The organism is Rhizobium leguminosarum (assembly GCF_001679785.1).
GTDB lineage: Bacteria > Pseudomonadota > Alphaproteobacteria > Rhizobiales > Rhizobiaceae > Rhizobium > Rhizobium leguminosarum_R.
The window spans coordinates 3,502,659-3,522,459 of the sequence record NZ_CP016286.1; the positions used below are offsets into that span (position 1 = coordinate 3,502,659).

Genomic DNA, 19,801 nt, shown 5'->3' on the forward strand with positions numbered 1-19,801 from the left:
TCGCGCGTTCAGCGGACAGTCTGGTCCGTGGCAGCCAGGGCCGACTGCTGGTCCGGCACCTTCACCTTCAGGTTTTCGCTCATGAACTGCGTGCCGGCCGAAACGACGAGATCGCCGGTATCGAGACCCTCGGTCACATGCACGCCGTCGCCGGTGAAATCGGCCACCTTGATGTCGCGGCCATGCACAGTCGCCGTGTCGCGGTCGACGGTCCAGACCATCTGCTTACCGTCCTTTTCAGCCAGGGCGCTGAGCGGGATCGAGACATAGCTGTTGCCGTTGCTGACATCGGCCTCGATCGTCGCCGTCATGCCGAGCAACACCTGCGGATCGTTCGGCAGGCTCACCCGAACCGCAAAGGTACGCGACTGCTGGTCGGCGCTGCCGGAAACCTCGCGCACCTTGCCGTCGAGCACCAGCCTGTCGTCGGCCCAGAAGCTGGCCTTGACTGTCTTGCCCGGCTTGAATTCGGCAATGTCGTTTTCCGGAACCGCAATCTGCACTTCCTTTTCGCCGTCGACGGCAACGGCGACGACGGGAGTGCCCGATGCAACGACCTGGCCGACATCGGCATTGATCGTCGTGACAATCCCGTTGTGGTCGGCCTTCAGCTCTGCATAACTCACCTGGTTCTTCGCCTGATCGAGCGCCGAGACGGCGGCATCGCGGCTTGAAACGGCCTGATCGTAACTGAGCGATGCTTGCTCGAGCTGGGATTTCGGCGAAACATTCTTGTCGAACAGCTGCTGATTGCGCTTGTTCACGAGATCCGCGGTTTCGACGCCTTTTTCAGCGGCTGCGAGATTGGCTTCCGCCGTCTTGACCGCCAGCTGGTAATCGATGGAGTCCATCCGAGCGAGCACGTCGCCCGGCTTCACCTTGTCGCCGATATCGACGAGGCGTTCGGTGATCTTGCCGGCGACGCGAAATCCGAGGTTCATCTCCGTGCGCGCCTTGACCGAGCCCGAATAGTCGAGCTTGCGGGTGTCGCCGGCCTTGGCGATCTCGACGACCTTCACCGGCCGGATGACCTGCTTGACCTCAGCCTTCTCTTCCGAGCAGGCGGAAACGCCGATGCCGATGGCGCCGAAGAGCACGAGACTGGCGACGGACGGCATGCGATGGCTGAGGGTCTCGAGCGAAAACATCTTCCGCACTCCTGGATCGTTTGGGGTTTCGGCGGCCTCTGCCGCCCATTATTTCTTCAGCGCCCTGATCACGTAATTGATCAGTTCGTCGACGCTCGCGCGGTTGGTTTTGGCAAGACATTGCGCCACCATCTGCGGATGGCAGAGTGTGTTCGTCGCCGCGCCGAAGCAGCGTGAGGCAACGACCGGGTCCTGCTCGGCAAATTCCCCGGCTGCAATGCCTTCGGCGATGATTTCGGCGATCAGGTCATGAACGCGATCCATGTGTTTTTCGATGACATGCCAGTCGCGCTCGATGGCGACGACGATCATCTCGTGTACCTTCATCTCGTCCAGCATCAGATCGAGCGTCAACTGATGCTGGGTCTCGACATAGCGGCGCAGCCGCTCGCTGGCGCTGATCGGCTGATGGCGGATGTCGTAGGCGATTTGATAGGCAGTCGCGAGCATGCGCCCGCAGAGCGCCTGGTGAATTTCGACTTTGGAGGCGAAGAAACGATAAATATTGGCCGGCGACATGCCGAGATCGCGGGCAATGTCGGCCACGGTTGTCTTGCTGTAGCCATAGTGCCGAAACAGCCGCTCGGCCGCATCGAGAATGCGCGTGACATTCTCCTGCCGCGCGATGTCCAGCGTATTTTCCGCGATGTCGTTCATAAGTTTCGGGACCTGAATTACGACTGACGATTTTCGAATTTCGTCAGTCGTAAAATATCAGGCGTTATTTGTCAACAGGCTGTAGCGTAGCATAAGGCTTTGCGCAACGAGCGCAGTCCGGCGGAAGCAACAACTCGAGCCGGAATAGGGAACGCCGACAATGGGTGCACCAAATGGAAAGCGCCGCGGCACTTCGTTCATGGAGTGACGAGTCAGACGACCTTGACGTCGAGCGTGATCGGAACGGAGGCGAGAGCCTTGGAAACCGGGCAGCCGGCTTTCGCCTTGTTGGCAAGTTCGGTGAAGGTCGCTTCATCGGCCCCGGGAATACGGCCGGAGAGCGAGAGATGGATGGCGGTGATGGCAAAGCCGCCCTCGACGCTTTCGAGCGTCACCTTGGCGGAGGTTTCCATATGCTCGGCGGTAAAGCCGGCTTCACCGAGGATCAACGACAGCGCCATCGTGAAGCAGCCGGCATGGGCGGCACCTATCAGCTCTTCCGGGTTGGTGCCGGGGATGCCTTCGAAGCGGCTTGCAAAGCCGTAGGGATAGTCCTTCAGGGCGCCGCTCTGCGTCGAGATCAGGCCTTTGCCGTCCTTGAGGCCACCGGTCCAATGGGCCGAAGCCGTGCGATTGATCTGCATGCCGTCCTCCTGTTTTCGATTGTGCTTTCAGAGCATGATGCCGAAAAGTGTGCGCGGTTTTCGGACAACATCATGCTCCAACTGTTTGCAGAAAGCGGCAGGCCGCCGCTCCGTGCCTGCGGGAGATCAGATAGCCTTCCCGATGGGCAATATAATGCTCTATCCCGAGAAGACGACAGGCTTGTAAAAATAGCGGGATCGAAGCCCTTCAGGCGGGATGCTGCAGCACGCTGAGGCCGCCGTCGATCGTCAGGCAGGTGGCATTGATGAACGGGCATTCGTCGGAGATCATGAACACGGCCGCCATGGCGATCTCCTCCGGCGTCGCGATGCGTCCGCCGGGATGCAGCTTCATCGTCTCGGCCTTAGCCGCCTCCGGATCGGGAAAGCTGTTCCAGTAGTCGATCACCTTCTGCGTCGAGACATAACCCGGCGCCAGCGCGTTGACGCGGATATTGCGGGCGGCATATTCGAGCCCTAAGGACTTCGTCATTCCGAGCAGGGCGTGTTTTGCCAGCGGATAGGGAAATGTGTGCGGGATGATGGTGAAAGCGTGCGTCGAGGCGATGTTGAGGATGACGCCGCCGCCCTGCTCGATGAGGCCCGGCAGCACCGCCCTACAGCAATTCCATGCGCCCTTCAGATTGATGTCGAAGCAGCGGTTCCATTCCTCGTCCGTCGTCTCGAGCGGCTCTGAAAAGACATTCACCCCGGCATTGTTGACGAGCGCGTTCAGCTGTCCGATTTCTTCATTCGCCTGAGCGACCAATGTCGTGATCGTTCCGGCATCGGTAATATCGGCCGGCAGATAACCAAGCCGGTCACCGCTGCTCTGAAGCTCTTTCGCCGCCCGCGCCAGCAGCGCTGCATCGCGATCGACGAGAAAGACGGCGGCATCCTCCCGCATGAAAGCCTTTGCGATCGCAAGGCCGATACCCTGCGCAGCACCTGTTATCAGGATGTTCTTGCCCCGCAGACGGCCGCCCATTTATCCCTCCTCCGATTGAACCGGCAGCGCCGACATCAGGATCGTCACCGTGCCGGCAAGCGCCTCACCCGGCGCAAGCGGCGTGAGTCCACCGAAATCGGGAAGGTGGTGGCCGTTCGGCAGGTGGCTCATCGGCTCGAGGCAGAAGAAATCGCTCCGGTTGACCGGCATATACAGCATGAAGCGATCGAGCGCACCGCCGGCTTCCAACGCCGCCTGAATTCCAAGTTCCGGCCAGACGATCGCAGCCCGCCCATTCCAGCCCTCGAAGGCATTGTTCATCCATCTCTGCGGCAAGAGCTTTTCGGATCTGAAATCGAGATAGTCCGGCACAGGGCCAGGCATCTCTGGCAGATGATCCGGCCGCTCGCTCCAATAACGATCAGCCGCAATCGTCAGTCGCGTCTTTGGTGTGCGCGCGAAGAAGGGATGTTGACCGAGCCCGAAAGGAAGAGCCGCTTCGCCGCGGTTTTCCACGGAAAGTGTCAGCACCAGAGCATCGCCGACGAGACGGATCTCCTGCCGGGTGAGATAGGCATAGGGTGAAACCCCGTCGGCGCTCCGGGAAAAGCAGAACTGCGCATGCTCCGCGCTGACATCTTCAAGCTGCCAGAGGCTGAGCCAGCCGTCGCCGTGCCGATAGAGCGGATCGGAAGTATTCGGCTGGAAGGCATAGTCGCGTCCGGCAAAGGACATGATATTGCCTTCCACGCGGTTGCCGAACGGCACCATCGCGAAATTCGCCATCATTCCTTCAGGGCCGCCGGCCGCCACGAGAAAGGGCACGCCTCGATAGGTCGCGGCGGTGACGGCCGCACCCCGACGGCTGACCCGGACGGCGAGATCGCCGTGCCTCAGTTCGATGTCATCGCCGGCTTGTCCCTGGTTCATCCGCGCCGTCCCGCAGCCGAAGACCTCAAATTGTCGAGCAACACTGCGATCAGCAGGATCAGCCCACGGACCACATACTGATAGAACGCCTGGATATTCAAGAGGTTCATGACGTTTTCGGCGATGCCCATGATCAGCACGCCGACGATGACGCCGCTCATCGCCGCCCGGCCGCCGGCCAGCGAAACGCCGCCGAGAACGCAGGCCGAAATCACCGAAAGCTCAAGCCCTGTCGCGGCATTCGGCTGGCCGGAGGTGATGCGGGAGGCAAGCAGAATTCCGGCAATGCCGCAGACAAGCCCCTGCAGCGCAAAGATCCAGACCCGCATATTGACGACATTGACGCCGGCAAGCCGCGAGGCCTCGGGATTTCCGCCGATCGCCAGCGTGTTCTTGCCGAAGACGGTGCGATTGAGCACGAAACCGAAGAGAATGAAAAGGATCAGCATGATCCAGATGGGCGTCGGCACGGTGAGAAATCGCGACAGGGCAAGCTGGTAGAAATCGGGATCATTGATGCCGACGGCCCGGCCATCGGAGGCGATCAGAGCCAGCCCGCGGACGATCTGCATGGTCGCAAGCGTGGTGATCAGCGCATTGATGCGAAACCGCGCAATGACGATACCATTGACGAAACCGACGACGGCGCCGCACAGCAGGGCGGCGAGCAGCCCGACGGGGATGGAGCCTGTCGCATTCGAGACCATCACCGCGATCATGCCGGAGAAGGCGACGATCGATCCGACCGAAAGGTCGAAATCGCGCGATGCCAGGCAGAACATCATCGTGCAGGCGACGATGCCGATCGTGACGACCGACTGCAGCAGCCCCAGCATGTTTCGCTCGGTTAGAAAGTTCGGAACGAAGAGCGAGACGATCACGAAGGCGGCAGCAAAGATCACCACCAGCCCCTGTTCGCCGAGAAGAATTTTTTTCAACGAAATCATCGTCCGTATTCCTGGTCCTAACGGGTGCCTGCGGCATTCTTGTCGGGAAGCGCTGCCGTCAGGATGCCGCGCTCGTCGAAATCCTGGCGGGCGACATTGGCCGCCACCCTGCCCTGGCACATCACCATGATGCGATCGGAGATGCCCATGACTTCGGGCAACTCGCTTGATATCACCACGATCGCCATGCCGCCGGCCGCAAGCTCGTAGAGGATTTCATAGATTTCCGATTTCGCTCCGACATCGATGCCGCGCGTCGGCTCGTCGATAACGAGAACCTTGATCCCCTGCTCGGACAGCCAGCGGCCGAGAATGACCTTTTGCTGGTTGCCGCCGGAGAGATTGATGATGTCCTGCTTGCGCGACGGCGTCCGCACTCGAAGCTTGGCGATGAAGCGATCTGCCAGCGCCGCCTCTCGTCTCGGGCTCAGAATGCCGAAAGGCGAAAAATGCCGGCGCGATGAGATCGCGATATTCTCCTCGATTGATCGCCCTTGGATGATGCCGTCGAACTTGCGGTCCTCGGGGCAAAGCACCATGCCGGCATTGATCGCCGCTTTCGGATTGTTTGGCGAAACGGCAACGCCGTCGATCGTGACCTGGCCCTGATGCCTGGCATCGGCGCCGTAAAGCAGCCGCGCCATCTCGCTGCGGCCGGCGCCGATTAGACCGAAGAAGCCGAGAATCTCGCCCTGGCGGACGGAAAAGCTGATCGGATGGCGCAGCCTCGGCCCCGACAGGCCCTTGACCTCCAGCCGGATGCCGCCGAGCGGACGTTCGCGCCATCCCCAGACATTGCTGATCTCGCGTCCGACCATTTCCGAGATGATCTGCTCGCGCGTGGTTTCGGCGATGTCGGGATGGTGGGCCGCGAGCTTGCCGTCGCGCAGCACCGTCAGGCTGTCGCAAAGACGGAAGATCTCGTCGAGACGATGCGAGACGTAGAGAATGACCGTTCCCTTCGTCTTCAGCCTGTCGATCAGGGAAAACAGGATTTCGCTTTCGCGGGAGGAAAGCGAGGAGGTCGGCTCGTCGAGCGCAATCACCCGTGCATCGAGCATGACGGCCTTGGCGATCTCGACCATCTGTCGCGCACCGATCGAAAGCGAGGCGACCTTGGCCGACGGATCGACATCGATGCCGATCTCCCGGAGCTTCGACCGCACCGTCTCGGTCAGCGCCTTCGAATGGATGATGCCGCCCTTGGCGGGAAAGCGTCCGAGCCAGAGATTTTCGGCGACCGTCAACTCCGAAACGAGCTGCAGTTCCTGATGGATGACGATGACGCCGGCATGGAAGGCGTCGCGGACGGACCCGTATTTCTGCTCCTCGCCGTCGATGAGGATGTTGCCGCCATCGGCGGCCTGATCGCCTGATAGCACCCGGATCAGCGTCGATTTACCGGCGCCGTTTTCGCCCATCAGGCCGTGGACGGCGCCCTTCTCGACGGTGAAGGACACGTTCGCCAGCGCCTGCACGCCGGGATAACCCTTGGAGATATTGCTGAATTCGAGGAAAGCCATCATCGCTCCGTCGAGAAAGACCGGCGGCACGCTGAGCGGCCGCCGGACGATATGATCTTGGAAGGACGATCACTCGATGCCAAGGTCCTTGCGGACCTTTTCGTAATCGTCGCGCAGCGCCAGGGAACCGGAGGTCAGCGTCAGCTTTGCCGGCTCCTTGTCGTTGGCGATCCAGTCGTACATGTTGAGCGCCGTCTCATAGCCGTGACGCTTCGGCGAGATGATGACGGTCCCGAAGAAGCCCGTCGCCGCCGGCTTCTTGAACTCGTTGATCGCCGATTCCGCGCCGCCAATGCCGACGCCGATGACGTTGGCCGCCGGAATGCCGACCGATTCAGAAGCACGGACGGCGCCGAGGACGGCTTCGTCGTTGAGGCCGAAGGCGACCCAGTATTTCACGTCGGCATGTTTGTTGAGAACGGTGGTCGCCGCGTTGAGCGCCGCTTCCGTATCCGTTTTCGCCTGCGGCGCGTCATAGATGTTTTCGGCCGGGAAGCCGGCGGACTTCAGCACCGAGATCGCACCTTCGACGCGGTCGACGGCCGTTGGCAGTTGGTCGTAGGAGACCCGCACGGCGCCGACATTCTTCATGACCCAGCCGCGCTTCTTGATTTCGTCGACGATCGCCTGGCCGACGGTCTCGCCGATCTTGGTGGCTGAAATGCCCATATGCGGCACCTCTTCCAGCGGCTTGCCGTCGGCGCTGACGAGGCGGTCGTCGACCGTCATCAGCTTCAGCTGGTTGGCTTCGGCCTTGGCGACGATGCCGGGGCCGAGTTTGACGTCAGGCGTGCAGATGATAAAGCCCTGCGCACCCTGGGCGCCGAGATTATCGATCGCCGACTGGACCTTCTCGCCATCTTCGGCGCCGATCTTGACGACGGTGAAGCCTTTTTCCTTGGCGGCCTGGTCGGCGAATTTCCATTCGTCCTGGAACCACGGCTCCTCAGGCTGCTTGACGATGAACCCTATCTTGACGTCCGCGGAAAATGCCGAGCCGGCTGCCAGAATGGCGAAAGTGCCAGCCAAAATGGCTGCTTTGAACAAGCGCATGTCTCTCTCCCTAACTTTCAAAAACCGAGCAGCTGCCTCCCAGGCAACGTCCACTGAATTATGATAAATCATCATACCAGTCAATTGCCAATGTATGATGATTGGAATAATAGGATTATTGACGAGGTGCCGGGAGGAAGCGTCGCAAAGCGGATCGAATTCGGATAATCAGGTTCGGTTGCCTACGCGAGACAGAGCGGAGAGGTGAGTTGGAAACAATCGAGCGACAGAGCGGGGCCGAAAGCCGCCGCATCGAGCGCCGCCCGCGCGTACGCCGCAACGTCACGGCGGCGATTGCTCAGGATATCTGTGCGGACCGCTATCCAGCGGGCTCGCCGCTGCCCCGCGAAAACGATCTCTGCGAACTCTACGGCGTCAGCCGCACCGTCATTCGCGAATCGCTGAAAGTGCTGGAATCCAAAGGCCTTGTCCGCGGCAAGCCGCGCATCGGAACCACCGTCTGCGACAAGGATGACTGGAATATCCTCGACGCCGACGTGCTTGAATGGATGGGTCCCTATATCAAGGATTTCGACCTGCTCGGCTGCATTCTCGAAGCCCGCCGCACCATCGAGCCGGCAGCCGCCGAATATGCCGCCGAGCGCGCCAGCGCCCAGGAGATCGCCGATCTCGACAATGCCTGGCGGCAGATGCGCGACAGCGCCCGCGACCCGGAAAGCTTCACCGATGCCGATGTCATGTTCCACACGGTGCTGCTCACCGCCAGCCACAATCAGGTTTTCCGCCGCCTGTCGAGCGCCATTCACGCGGCGCTGAAATATGCGCTGCATGCCTCCAATATCGGCGTCGAGAATCGCGAGGATGCTGTGCTCGTTCACGGCCAGCTGGTCGAGGCCCTGCGCATGCGCGACAAGGCGGCCGCCCGCGAATGCGCCAACCGCATGCTCGATTTAGCGGTGCGCGATCTTGCCGCCGCCGAAAAAGCGATCGGCAGAACGAAATGACCGATTACGACAAATCTGCGGACGCGCCGCCGATCGCAAACCCGGGAAGAGACTGAAAGAACAGCGATGAAGATCACCAAACTCACCACCTATATCGTTCCCCCGCGCTGGCTGTTTTTGAAGGTCGAGACCGATGAAGGCATCGTCGGCTGGGGCGAGCCGGTCGTCGAAGGCCGTGCGCTCACCGTTCAGGCCGCCGTCCATGAGCTGGAAGACTACCTGATCGGTAAGGATCCTTTCCTGATCGAGGACCACTGGACCGTGATGTATCGCGGCGGCTTCTATCGCGGCGGCGCCGCCCACATGAGCGCGATCTCGGGCATCGACCAGGCGCTGTGGGACATCAAGGGCAAGGCGCTCGGCCAGCCGATCCATTCTCTGCTCGGCGGCCAGCTTCGTGATCGTATCAAGGTCTATTCCTGGATCGGCGGCGACCGTCCCTCGGATGTCGCCAACAATGCCAAGGAGGTGGTCGCCCGCGGCTTCAAGGCGATCAAGCTCAACGGCTGCGAGGAAATGCAGATCGTCGACACCAATGAGAAGGTGGAAAAGGCGGTCGAGACCATCGCCATCATCCGCGAGGCGATCGGTCCCCATATCGGCATCGGCGTCGATTTCCACGGCCGCGTCCACAAGCCAATGGCCAAGGTTCTCGCCAAGGAGCTCGATCCCTACAAGCTGATGTTCATTGAAGAGCCGGTGCTTTCCGAAAACAAGGAAGCCCTGCGCGATATCGTCAATCATACCTCCACGCCGATCGCACTCGGCGAGCGGCTCTTTTCGCGCTGGGACTTCAAGCAGGTCCTTTCGGACGGCTACGTCGACATCATCCAGCCGGATCTCTCCCATGCCGGCGGCATCACCGAATGCCGCAAGATCGCGGCAATGGCCGAAGCCTATGACGTGGCGCTGGCGCCGCATTGCCCGCTGGGTCCGATCGCGCTTGCCGCCTGCCTGCAAGTCGATGCCATCAGCTACAATGCCTTCATCCAGGAACAGAGCCTCGGCATCCATTACAACACCGGCAACGACATCCTCGACTACATCTCCAACAAGGAGGTGTTCCAATATGCCGATGGTTTCGTCTCGATCCCGCAGGGGCCGGGGCTCGGCATCGAGGTCGACGAGGCCTATGTCATCGAACGCGCCAAGGAGGGCCACCGCTGGCGCAACCCGATCTGGCGGCATGCCGACGGCAGCTTCGCCGAATGGTGAGAGCGCATAACCTCGAAAATCGAAATCGACTTTCGGAAAGGATTATGCGCAATTCAAAGTGATGGGGTCGCGCAGGCGGCCCTTTTTCATTCGCCGTGTAGGATGTCGGGGATCTCGTCCGTCATAGTGGAAGCTCAAAGAGGAGATTTCGGCATGGCCAGAGCAATCGCAATCATCGTCGCCCGCATCATCTTCAGCTTCGTCTTCTTCATGGCCGCCGGCTTCAAATTCGCCGATATCGGCGCAACAGCGGGCTATATCGCCGCTGCCGGCTTTCCGATGGCGACATTTCTTACCTGGGTCGCCGCCTTTTTCGAGATCGCGCTGGCGCTCGCCTTTATATCAGGGGCCTTCTTCACCGAGGCTAGCCTGCTCGCAGCCATCTATGTGATCTTCCTCGCTTTCGCCTTCCATGGCCTGTCCCATTGGCAACAAAACCAGGCCGAATTCGGCTTCTTCATCGATCACTTTACCTTCCTCGCCGGTCTGCTCTTTGCCGCCGTCCACGGACCGGAGAGATGGGCGTTGAAGCAACCGCTTCTAAGATAATCGCGGCGACCCGCCTCTTCCGGAACCAACTGCCACGCCGAACAGTTGGCTTACCGGCAAAACGGCAAGGAGGGCCCATCCATGGAGCTGAAGGGAAAGATCGCATTGGTAACAGGCGCCGGTTCCGGCATCGGCAAAGCGGCCGCGTTGCGGCTCGCTGCCGAGGGTGCAAACGTCGCAGCATTGAGCCGCACCGCCGACGAGGTCGAAAAAACCTGCGCCGAGATCAAGGCCGCCGGCGGCGGGTCGATCGCGTTGACGGCAGACACCAGCGACGAAGCGCAAATGCGGGGCGCGGTAGCGCAACTGACCGACACCTTCGGCGGCCTCGACATCGTTGTCGCCAACGCTGGGATCAACGGTGTTTGGGCGCCAATCGACGATCTGAAACCGGAAGAATGGGACAAGACCATCGCCGTCAATCTCCGCGGCACCTATCTGACCCTGCATCTGACGGTTCCGCATCTGAAGCGTCGCGGCGGTTCGATCGTCGTCGTTTCGTCGATCAACGGCACCCGCACCTTCACCACGCCGGGCGCCACCGCCTATACCGCAACCAAGGCGGGCCAGGTCGCCATGGTCCAGCAGCTTGCCCTAGAACTCGGTCGGCATGGGATCCGCGTCAATGCCGTCTGCCCCGGCGAGATCGAGACCAATATCAGCGCCAATACCGACAGCCGCCATCGCGAGGAGACGGAGGTTCCGGTCATCTGGCCTGAGGGCGACATCCCTATTGCCGGCGGAAAGGCGGGCAAGAGCGAGGATGTTGCCGAATCCATCCTCTTCCTTGCCTCCGACCGCGCCCGACACATCACCGGTACACCGATCTGGATCGACGGCGGCCAAGGCTTGTTGCGATGACCCTTGAACGTCTCGCGGCGTATCAGCCGTTCAGCCGGGCGCTATCGAGCGTATAGAGTTCCTGCGCACGCTGAACGCCACGCAGGGCATAACGTCCGACGCAGGCGAGCGCGGTGCGCTCTTCCTCCGGTATGGCTGCGGCAAAATCGGAGGAGATCAAGAGATTGAGATCGACGGAACGACACATCGAGGCGATCCGGCTGACCTCGTTGACGGCAGGACCGATGACAGTGAAGTCGAGCCGGTCCTGGCTGCCAATATTACCGTAGAAGACATCACCGATATGCAGGCCGATATAGACGTCGGTCGTCGCCCGGCCGTCGGCCGCGCGCGCCGCATTCAGCGTGATTAGCTTTTCCCTCAGCAGCGACTCGGCGCTCAGCGCCGCACGACACGTTTCGGCCGGCACCTCGCCTTTGAAGATGGCGAGCACACCGTCGCCGATCAGCTTCAGCACATTGCCGCCGGACTCGTGGATCGCCGTGATCACCGCCTCGCTGTAATCGTTGAGCAGCGGGATGATCTCCTCCGGCGGCACGCTGTCGGAAATTTTGGTGTAGTTCAGCAGGTCGGAAAACCAGAGTGCCGCGGAAATCCGCTCCGATTTGCCGCGGCTGATCTTGCCTTCCATCACCTGGCGCGCGGCGTCCTCGCCGAGATAGACCTCCGCGATGGTGCGAGCGATACGCCCGAGCGCAATACATTTGATCGCCAGCCCCAGCACCGGCACCAGCTTGCGCAGGATGGCGAGGTCGTGATCGGAAAAGCCGTCCGGATGTTTGGTCGCGAAATGCGAGAAGAAGCAATCCATCTCGCCGATCGTGCCGGCCTCGGAAAAACGATGCATCATCGCCACGAAATCCGTGTGGCCGGCTTCGGCAATCGTATCGAGCATGGAGAAATCGATCGGATCGCCGAAACCGAGACGCCGGCGTATCTCCCGCTCGTTGCGAGACCAAAGATGATAGAAGGCCGAACGCTGCCAGTTCGACGCCGCTTCCCCCGAAATCGTCGGACCATATTCGAACTCGGCCTGGATCTCCTCGATACTGTCCCAGCGGAAGGCGCGGCCCTCATGCACCGGATGCAGCGTATCCATCAGCGCCAGGCCGCGGTCGAGCGGAAGGCCGGCATCCCGGCAAGCCGAGCAGAAGCCGGTCATGAGCTCGGATTCGGAAACACCCTTCAGTCCCTGCTCGGTCACCCAGGCTGCAATCGTGCTGACGTCGCTGTAATCCATGCCGCTCACCTTCGCTCCTATCAAAGCTGTAGCCCGAATTCGGCATCGAAGGAAAGTCAATTGGCTCAATCGGCCGCGGGCATATTGTAGGGCGTGACGATTTCGACTGTTGAAAGCGAGGGCGTAACCGCGCGCGGCAAGGCGGTCGCCCGGCTCATGATCGCCCGGAAGGCCGAACGCGCATCGGTTCTGAGATCATGATGCAGCACGAAGCCGATCCGACGCGCCGCAAGCAGGGCGCGATTATCGGCATCGAGATCATGGGCGACGAAAACGCGCACGGGACGTTTGGCCATGTCGAAGGCCGCAAGCACCGCCCGGTTGCCGCCGCCGATCGAATAGACGGCGTTGATGGCAGGGTCGGCCGCAAGCGCTGCCGCGGCAAGCGTTCCCGTAGCCGCATCGGTGCCGTGCCCCTCGCTGATTTCGGTAATGCCGATATCGGGATAACGGGCGCGGATGACGCGGCGAAAGCCGATTTCGCGCTCCTCCTCGCCACGGAAGCGTCCGCTCGACAGCGTCACCAGCACCTTGCCGCCGCCAGCCCCGAGGAATTCGCCTATCAGATAGGCGGCGGTCTCTCCCGCCGCCCGGTTGTCGGCGCCGGCATAGGCAATGCGTGCCGAATTCGGCAGGTCGGTCACCAGCGTCACGACGGGAATGCCGGCCGCATCCGCCCGCGCGACGGCGGCGGCCACCTCGGCGACGTCAGGCGCCTTGAGCACGATGCCGTGCGTGCCGCGCAGCCGGATGCGATCGAGAAGCTGCACCAGCTCGGCCGGCTTCATCACCTCGGTAAAATGGAACCGGCAGCGGAAAACGCCCGGCAGGAAGGTCGCCATCTCCGCCTCGAAGGCGGCCCGCACCGCATCGCTGAAACGCTGCGGCGTCTCCATGACGATATCGATAGCCAGCATGCGGCCGCTGCCCATCGCCCCGGCCTGCTGCTTCTCCAGTTCCGCGATCGCCGCCTTCACCCGCATCTCGGTCTGCCGGCGCACGCCCGGTCTGCCGTTCAGCACCCGGTCGACGGTCGCGGTGCTGAGCCCTGCCTGGAAGGCAATGTCCTTGACGAGAAAGAGGTGCGCCATGCGATCGGCCTGATGGTTTTTTGATGGATTTCTGATCTATATCACCTGGCATCGCGGCGTATAGTGCCTCCATTGGAAAGAGGGAGGAGCCCGCCATGAAAACCGACAACCAGCAGAAACTGCGCGCCGACCGCGTCTGGCTGAGCGAAGACGCCTGCGATCTCGATGAGTTTCGCGCCCTTGCGGAAAAGACGACAGCGCTTGCCGATTACCCCGCGGCGTCTGCGGTCGAAAAAAACGTGCTGATCTATGATAGCCGCAAGGTGATGACGGCGGCTGCAACGCCAGAAGGCCGACGCGCCGTGTTGGCGGAAATCTGCGAGGCCTTCGGCGAGGGTCCTGGTGTCGTCGTGTTCAAGCGCGCTTACGAAGACACCGGCATCGTCGACCGCGCCAGCACGATCTTCGATGCGATCATCGAGGAACAGCACCGCACCTCGACCGGCGGTGGCGACCACTTCGCCAAGCCTGGCGCCAACGACCGTATCTGGAATTCGCTGGAAAAACATTGCCTCGCCGATCCGGCAAATTTCGCCGAATATTACGGCAACGCCATAGTCGCGCTGGCAAGCGAAGCCTGGCTCGGCCCGAGCTACCAGATGACGGCGCAGGTCAACCGCGTCAATCCGGGCGGTTCGGCGCAGTCGGCGCACCGCGACTACCATCTCGGCTTTCAGTCCTCAAAGGTGATCGAGCAGTTCCCGGCACATGTGCATCGGCTCTCGCCGGTGCTGACATTGCAGGGTGCGGTCGCCCATTGCGATATGCCGCTCGAAAGCGGCCCGACGCTCTTCCTGCCGCACAGCCAGACCTATGTGCCGGGCTATCTCGCGCTGAAGCGGCAGGAGTTCCGGGATTATTTTGAGACCAACCATGTCCAGTTGCCGCTCGAAAAAGGCGACGTTGTCTTCTTCAATCCCGCCCTCTTCCACGCCGCCGGCACCAACCGCTCGGCCGACATCAAACGTGTCGCCAACCTCCTGCAGGTCTCCTCCGCCTTCGGCCGGGCAATGGAAACCGTCAACCGCGAGAGGATGAGCGCCAGGCTGTTTCCCGCCTTGAAGGCCTTGCAGGGAAGGCTCTCGCCTGACGAAATCGCCAACGCCGTCGCCGCCTGCGCCGAGGGCTACTCCTTCCCGACGAACCTCGACCGCGACCCGCCGCTCGGCGGACTGGCGCCGAAAACACAAGCGCAACTGATGCACGAGGCGTTGCGGGAAGGCTGGAGCGATGCAGCCTTTACGACAGCACTTGCCGAGCAGGCGGGCAAGAAGCTGAGCTGATTTGGAAGCCTGAGCCTCTTACATCCGCACGGACATAAAAGCCTCCTGCCCCCGCGGGAGGCTATTCGCACATCATCACAATGGGAGGAACCACATGAGCACAGACCACGGCCGCCTCGACGGCAAGATCGCCATTGTCACCGGCGGCACGCAAGGATTGGGCGCGACCATCGCCCGCCTCTTCGCCGAACGCGGCGCGGAAGGCATCGTCATCTGCGGCCGCAACGAAGCCAAAGGTAAGGCAAAGGCGGCGGAGATTTCGGCTGCTACCGGCGCCAGGATCGTCTACGTCAAAGCCGACCTCGGCAAGGTCGAGGATGCACAGCATGTCGTGCGCGCCTGTGACGAGACCTTCGGCCGCGTCGACGCGCTGGTCAACGCCGCCGCCATCACCGATCGCGGCACCATTCTCGATACCAGCCCGGAGCTCTTCGACGCCATGTTCGCCGTCAATGTGCGCGCGCCGTTTTTCCTGATGCAGGAAGCGATAAAGGTCATGCGCCGGGAAAAGATCGAGGGCACCATCGTCAACATCGGCTCGATGTCGGCCAAAGCCGGCCAGCCCTTCATCGCCGCCTATTGTGCCTCCAAGGGCGCGCTGGAAACGCTGACGAAGAACACCGCTTATGCGCTCCTGCGCAACCGCATCCGCGTCAATGGTCTGAACATCGGCTGGATGGCCTCCGAAGGTGAGGACCGCATTCAGCGCGAATATCACGATGCCCCCGCCGACTGGCTGGAGAAGGCGGCGGCAAGCCAGCCCTTCGGCCGTCTCGTCGATCCGCACGAGGTGGCGCGCGCCTGCGCTTACCTGTCGTCTTCCGAATCCGGCCTGATGACCGGCTCGGTCATCTGCTTCGACCAGTCGATCTGGGGCGCTTATGACGGCTCGCCGCATCCGGTCGCCGCCCTCTGACGAAACCGGAGCCCGGCATTTCCATCGCCGGGCTCTGGTACCTCCAGCTTTTTGCCGCTAGGAAAAGAACCGCAGCATTCAGGGAGGAAACTGGCATGGGCGACAATCCGATTTATGAGATCCGCGACGAACGCTTCGGTGCAATGGTCATCGGCAGCGCCGGCCTCGAGGAGCTTTATTCCGGCTGCCGCTGGACGGAAGGTCCGGTCTGGTTTTCCGACCTGAACTGCCTTCTCTGGAGCGATATCCCGAATGAACGCATGATGCGCTGGACACCGGATGGTACGATCTCCGTCTTCCGCTCGCCCTCCAACTACGTCAACGGCAATACCCGCGATCGGCAGGGCCGGCTGGTCTCCTGCGAACATGGCGGCCGCCGTGTCACCCGCACCGAGACGGACGGCACCATCACCGTTCTCGCCGACAGCTACCAGGGCAAGCGGCTGAACTCGCCGAACGACGTCGTCGTGCACTCCGACGGCGGGGTCTGGTTCACCGATCCGACCTACGGCATCCTGTCGGATTACGAGGGCCACAAGGCCGAGCCCGAGCAGCCGACGCGCAATGTCTACCGGATCGACCCCGTAAGCGGCGCGGTCGACGCCGTCGTCGAGGATTTCATCCAGCCGAACGGCCTTGCCTTCTCGCCCGACGAGACGAAACTCTATATTGCCGATTCCGGCTCCGCAAAACATGAAGTGCCGCGCCATATCCGCGTTTTCGACGTCATCGACGGCGAACGGCTCGCGAACAGCCGCTATTTCTGCAGCCTCGATGTCGGCCATCCCGACGGCTTCCGTTTCGATGTCGCCGGCAATCTCTGGACGAGTGCCTCCGACGGCGTGCACTGCTTTTCGCCCGAAGGAACGCTGCTCGGCAAGATCAGGGTGCCGCAGACGGTGTCCAACCTCACCTTCGGCGGCCCCAAGAAAAACCGGCTCTTCATCACCGCGACGCGTTCGGTCTATTCGATTTATATCAAGACGACCGGCGCACAATATCCATAGATCAGGCCTTCGCTCTATCGGGGCGGCCGTGCAGCGGCTCGGCCCGGTGCCAGTTTTCCAGGATGCGGCCATCGGTGTGTTTCTGCCGCGCCCAGCGGATGCCGTTCGAGATCACCTTATGCACGGTCTTGTCGTGATAGATCGGGTAGGTCTCGTGGCCGGGGCTGAAAAAGAAGATGCGCCCACGCCCGCGCTGGAAGGTGCAGCCGCTGCGGAACACTTCGCCGCCGGAATACCAGGAAATGAACACCAGCTCGTCCGGCTGCGGAATACCGAAGGGCTCGCCATACATTTCCGAGGCATTGACCTCGAAATAGGGCGGCAGCCCCTCGGCGATCGGATGCGAGGGATTGACCACCCAGACGCGCTCCAGGTCGCCATCAGGCGTCTCGCGCCAGGACAGGTTGGCATTGGTGCCCATCAGCCGGCGGAAGAGCTTGGAATGATGGCCGGAATGCAGGACCAGCAGGCCCATGCCCTTCAGCACGCGCTGCTGCACGCGGTCGATCAGCCCGTCGCTGACTTCCTCATGCGCCATATGCCCCCACCAGAGCAGCACGTCGGTATCATTGAGCACGGAATCCGGCAGCCCTTCATCCGGATCATCCAGCGTGCCGCGGCGAATTTCGAAATCGGCATGGGCAATGCCTGACGCGATCGCTCCGTCGATACGATCAGGGTAGATCTCCTGAACTTGCCTGTGGAGCTGCTCGTGGCGTCCCTCGTTCCAGATGGTGACCTTGATTGTCATGGCATTCCTCAATGTCTAGGCTTTGATGTTTAGGTCTTGATGTGTCGGGCAAAATTGTCAGGCGGTTGCCGGACGAATGACCCGGCCGGCGGAATCGAACAGATGGCAGGCGGCGGGATCGGCCGTCAGCGACACGCGATCACCCGGCCGCACCGCGATATCGCCCTCGGCGCGCACGACGATCGGCTGCTCCTGCGAGCCGACGGTCATGTAGGTCTCGACGCCGAGGCGCTCGACGATGACGACTTCGGCGGTAAAGTGGTCCTGGCCCTCGGCTGCGATCTTCAGATGCTCCGGCCGGATACCGAGCTTGGCCTCGCCCTGCGGCACCGCGCCGTTGGCATCGGCGAGATCGAGCGAAAGCCCGATCGGACTGTCGAGATGCACCTTGCCGGCCGCGGGCCGCGTTATCGTGACGGGAATGACGTTCATCTTCGGCGAGCCGATGAAGGTCGCGACGAATTCGTTGTCCGGCGCATGGTAGAGCGACATCGGCGCACCCTCTTGTGCCACCACGCCCTTGTTCAGCACGACGATGCGGTCCGCCATCGTCATCGCCTCCACCTGGTCGTGGGTGACGTAGACGACCGTCGCTTTCAGCTCACGATGCAGGCGCTGCAGCTCGGCGCGCATCTGCACGCGCAGCGCCGAATCGAGGTTCGACAGCGGCTCGTCGAACAGGATCAGCGCCGGCTTCTTGATGATGGCGCGGCCGATCGCCACGCGCTGGCGTTGGCCGCCGGAAAGGGCGGCCGGGCGGCGGTCGAGATAGTCGGTAAGCTGCAGGATTTCGGCGACACCCTCCACCTGCCGGCGGATCTCCGCCTCCGGGACCTTCTTCAGGCTGAGCGAGAAGCCGATATTTTCGGCAACGCTCATATGCGGATAGAGTGCATAGGACTGGAATACCATGGCGATGCCGCGCTTGTCAGGCGGTACGTCGTTGATGCGCTTGCCGTTGAGGATGAGGTCACCGTCGTCGATGCCTTCGAGGCCGGCGATCATCCGCAGCAGCGTGGACTTGCCGCAGCCGGACGGACCGACGAAAACCGCGAATTCGCCATCTTCCACGGTGATGTCGACGCCCTTGATGACCTCGAGCGCGCCGTAGAATTTGCGAACGTTTCTGAGATTGATCATCTGTTTCTCTTTCTTGATCTCAGCCCTTCACGCCGCCCGAAAACGTCTGGACGAGGAAGCGCCGCGCAAAACCGAAGGCGACGACGGCGGGCAGCAGATAGATGAATGCCAGCGCCGTCAGCAGGCCGTAATCGATCTCGTTGATGCGCAGGAAGGCGCGGAAAAGACCGAGCGGCAGCGTCTGCAGCTCCGGCGACGACAGGAAGATCAGCGGCAGCAGGAAATCGCCCCAGGCCGACATGAAGGCGAACAGCCCGGCAGCGGCAAGCCCGGGCAGCGCCAGCGGGATCAACACCCGGCGGATGCGCTGGATGAGTGTCGCCCCATCCATCAGCGCCGCCTCCTCGTAGTCCTTCGGCAGCCCGTCGAAGAAGGTCTTCATGATCCAGAGCGCCAGCGGCAATTGCATTGTCGCAAGCACCAAGATCAGCCCGAGATACCCGTCGATGAAGCCGGTCCAGCGCATGATGTCGCGGGTATAGCTGCCGAAGATCGGCCGCAGCAGCGCCGCCTCCGCATTGTTCAGCGTCAGCAGGAACTTGTAGAGCGGCACGATAAGTGCGGTCGGCGGCAGCACGCGGATGAGCAGGATTGCGTAGAGGAAGGGTAGCTTCCACCATGCCCGGGTGCGCGACAGCGCATAACCGCCGAGCCCCGAAAGCACCATGACGAGCAGCGTCGCGCTAGCGACCACGAAGAGCGAGTTGAACAGCCACTTCGCCCCGTCCTCCTTGGTAAAAACCCTGATATAGTTGGCGAAGGTCCACTGTTCCGGCCAGCGCAGGAAGAGCTGGGCATTGCCGTCGAACGAGGCGATCAGCACCCAGAAAAAGGGTATCGCGCAGAAGATCGAGATCAGCGACAGGATCGCATAGGCGATGAGATCGGATCGACCCTTGTTTGCAGTTTCGCTTGGGGAAACGACGGCCATG

The 19,801-nt window shown here is 61.7% G+C and carries 20 protein-coding genes; 7 read left to right on the forward strand and 13 right to left on the reverse strand.

Features of this window, described 5'->3' with window-relative positions:
• Positions 1-8: 8 nt before the first annotated feature.
• The 8 genes from BA011_RS17205 to BA011_RS17240 all read right to left on the reverse strand — a co-directional run bounded on the left by BA011_RS17205 (position 9) and on the right by BA011_RS17240 (position 7,851).
• On the reverse strand, positions 9-1,148 hold the full coding sequence (locus BA011_RS17205) for an efflux RND transporter periplasmic adaptor subunit (protein ID WP_065281345.1): 1,140 nt from the start codon (positions 1,146-1,148) through the stop codon (positions 9-11).
• Positions 1,149-1,196: 48 nt separating this feature from the next.
• Positions 1,197-1,805: a TetR family transcriptional regulator gene (locus BA011_RS17210; protein ID WP_065281346.1), complete on the reverse strand. Its 609-nt coding sequence runs from the start codon at positions 1,803-1,805 to the stop codon at positions 1,197-1,199.
• A gap of 212 nt (positions 1,806-2,017) precedes the next feature.
• Entirely contained in the window at positions 2,018-2,449 is a 432-nt protein-coding gene (locus tag BA011_RS17215; RefSeq protein WP_017962203.1) for an OsmC family protein, read from the reverse strand.
• Positions 2,450-2,657: 208 nt separating this feature from the next.
• Positions 2,658-3,437 carry an SDR family oxidoreductase gene (locus BA011_RS17220; protein WP_065281347.1) on the reverse strand — a complete coding sequence of 260 codons (780 nt, stop codon included), beginning with the start codon at positions 3,435-3,437 and terminating at the stop codon, positions 2,658-2,660.
• Entirely contained in the window at positions 3,438-4,328 is an 891-nt protein-coding gene (locus tag BA011_RS17225; RefSeq protein ID WP_065281348.1) for an aldose 1-epimerase, read from the reverse strand.
• Positions 4,325-5,275 carry an L-arabinose ABC transporter permease AraH gene (araH, locus tag BA011_RS17230; RefSeq protein WP_065281349.1) on the reverse strand — a complete coding sequence of 317 codons (951 nt, stop codon included), beginning with the start codon at positions 5,273-5,275 and terminating at the stop codon, positions 4,325-4,327. Before araH ends, BA011_RS17225 begins: the two co-directional genes overlap by 4 nt.
• A gap of 17 nt (positions 5,276-5,292) precedes the next feature.
• Entirely contained in the window at positions 5,293-6,798 is a 1,506-nt protein-coding gene (gene araG / locus BA011_RS17235; RefSeq protein ID WP_065281350.1) for an L-arabinose ABC transporter ATP-binding protein AraG, read from the reverse strand.
• A 69-nt stretch (positions 6,799-6,867) separates the two neighbouring features.
• A complete protein-coding gene (locus BA011_RS17240; RefSeq protein ID WP_065281351.1) occupies positions 6,868-7,851 on the reverse strand; it encodes an arabinose ABC transporter substrate-binding protein in 984 nt (327 codons plus the stop codon).
• Positions 7,852-8,060: 209 nt separating this feature from the next.
• Here BA011_RS17240 and BA011_RS17245 point away from each other — a divergent pair, with 209 nt between their 5' ends.
• The 4 genes from BA011_RS17245 (at position 8,061) to BA011_RS17260 (ending at position 11,441) form a co-directional block, all read left to right on the forward strand.
• On the forward strand, positions 8,061-8,816 hold the full coding sequence (locus tag BA011_RS17245; RefSeq protein WP_065281352.1) for a FadR/GntR family transcriptional regulator: 756 nt from the start codon (positions 8,061-8,063) through the stop codon (positions 8,814-8,816).
• A gap of 66 nt (positions 8,817-8,882) precedes the next feature.
• The gene (gene dgoD, locus BA011_RS17250; protein ID WP_065281353.1) at positions 8,883-10,031 is read left to right on the forward strand and encodes a galactonate dehydratase; all 1,149 of its coding nucleotides are present in this window, start codon (positions 8,883-8,885) and stop codon (positions 10,029-10,031) included.
• A 153-nt stretch (positions 10,032-10,184) separates the two neighbouring features.
• Positions 10,185-10,580 carry a DoxX family protein gene (locus BA011_RS17255; RefSeq protein ID WP_065281354.1) on the forward strand — a complete coding sequence of 132 codons (396 nt, stop codon included), beginning with the start codon at positions 10,185-10,187 and terminating at the stop codon, positions 10,578-10,580.
• 81 nt (positions 10,581-10,661) lie between these two features.
• Complete coding sequence (locus tag BA011_RS17260) at positions 10,662-11,441, forward strand: SDR family oxidoreductase (RefSeq protein ID WP_065281355.1); 780 nt, start codon at positions 10,662-10,664, stop codon at positions 11,439-11,441.
• 22 nt (positions 11,442-11,463) lie between these two features.
• On the opposite strand, the gene BA011_RS17265 is transcribed toward BA011_RS17260, so the two are convergent.
• Positions 11,464-12,681 (reverse strand): adenylate/guanylate cyclase domain-containing protein, encoded by a 1,218-nt coding sequence (locus BA011_RS17265; protein ID WP_065281356.1) that lies wholly within the window; start codon positions 12,679-12,681, stop codon positions 11,464-11,466.
• 65 nt (positions 12,682-12,746) lie between these two features.
• Positions 12,747-13,772: a LacI family DNA-binding transcriptional regulator gene (locus BA011_RS17270; protein ID WP_065281357.1), complete on the reverse strand. Its 1,026-nt coding sequence runs from the start codon at positions 13,770-13,772 to the stop codon at positions 12,747-12,749.
• Positions 13,773-13,867: 95 nt separating this feature from the next.
• Between BA011_RS17270 and BA011_RS17275 the strand changes: the two genes are divergently transcribed.
• The 3 genes from BA011_RS17275 to BA011_RS17285 all read left to right on the forward strand — a co-directional run bounded on the left by BA011_RS17275 (position 13,868) and on the right by BA011_RS17285 (position 16,978).
• Entirely contained in the window at positions 13,868-15,055 is a 1,188-nt protein-coding gene (locus BA011_RS17275) for a phytanoyl-CoA dioxygenase family protein (RefSeq protein ID WP_065281358.1), read from the forward strand.
• 94 nt (positions 15,056-15,149) lie between these two features.
• Entirely contained in the window at positions 15,150-15,971 is an 822-nt protein-coding gene (locus BA011_RS17280; protein WP_065281359.1) for an SDR family oxidoreductase, read from the forward strand.
• A gap of 95 nt (positions 15,972-16,066) precedes the next feature.
• Positions 16,067-16,978, forward strand: coding sequence for an SMP-30/gluconolactonase/LRE family protein (locus BA011_RS17285; RefSeq protein ID WP_065281360.1), 912 nt, complete (start codon positions 16,067-16,069; stop codon positions 16,976-16,978).
• A 1-nt stretch (position 16,979) separates the two neighbouring features.
• Here BA011_RS17285 and BA011_RS17290 read toward each other — a convergent pair whose 3' ends face one another.
• From BA011_RS17290 to BA011_RS17300, 3 genes are read right to left on the reverse strand one after another with little or no spacing between them, the layout of a single operon-like run.
• Positions 16,980-17,729 carry a ThuA domain-containing protein gene (locus tag BA011_RS17290; RefSeq protein WP_065281361.1) on the reverse strand — a complete coding sequence of 250 codons (750 nt, stop codon included), beginning with the start codon at positions 17,727-17,729 and terminating at the stop codon, positions 16,980-16,982.
• A gap of 57 nt (positions 17,730-17,786) precedes the next feature.
• Positions 17,787-18,869 (reverse strand): ABC transporter ATP-binding protein, encoded by a 1,083-nt coding sequence (locus BA011_RS17295; RefSeq protein ID WP_065281362.1) that lies wholly within the window; start codon positions 18,867-18,869, stop codon positions 17,787-17,789.
• Between the two features lie 19 nt (positions 18,870-18,888).
• Positions 18,889-19,800, reverse strand: coding sequence for a carbohydrate ABC transporter permease (locus tag BA011_RS17300; RefSeq protein WP_065281363.1), 912 nt, complete (start codon positions 19,798-19,800; stop codon positions 18,889-18,891).
• Between the last annotated feature and the right edge of the window lies 1 nt (position 19,801).